This is a genomic window from Legionella gresilensis, from assembly GCF_900639865.1.
GTDB classification, from domain to species: Bacteria; Pseudomonadota; Gammaproteobacteria; order Legionellales; family Legionellaceae; genus Legionella_C; species Legionella_C gresilensis.
Window position 1 is genome coordinate 1 of the sequence record NZ_CAAAHX010000014.1, and the last position, 408, is coordinate 408.

Below are 408 nucleotides of genomic sequence, written 5' to 3' on the forward strand. Positions count from 1 at the left end.
TTTTTTTGAACTTAGTGATGTCCTTACTCAGCTGCTCAAAGCATATAGTTTAACTGAGGCTGAACTTAGTAGGAAGGTCAATTTACCCAGAGCCATCATAAACAGGCTTGTAAACGGAAAAACTCCTGATCCTAAAGCGTCAACTCTAGATGCCATCGCTAATTATTTTAATATTTCTGTGGATCAACTATTGGGCAAACAGCCTGTTAATTTTAATCATAAGGTTAGCCAAAGCTCGAGTTCTATTTTAAGGATTCCTATAATTGATTGGTCTGAGACTCGGTTATGGTCGAAGATAATCAGTAACTTAAAGCCCGAAAATCATAAGGAATGGGTTACGACTGATATATGTAACGGAACAAACCTATTTTGTGTAAAAGTAAATAGTGATTCTATGTGGCCTAATTT

The 408-nt window shown here is 36.0% G+C and carries 1 protein-coding gene; it reads left to right on the forward strand.

Annotated elements, in window-relative coordinates; all coding sequences use genetic code 11:
• Positions 1–408: helix-turn-helix domain-containing protein (locus E1P04_RS17905; protein WP_207386040.1), on the forward strand; the 408-nt coding region annotated here is incomplete at both ends.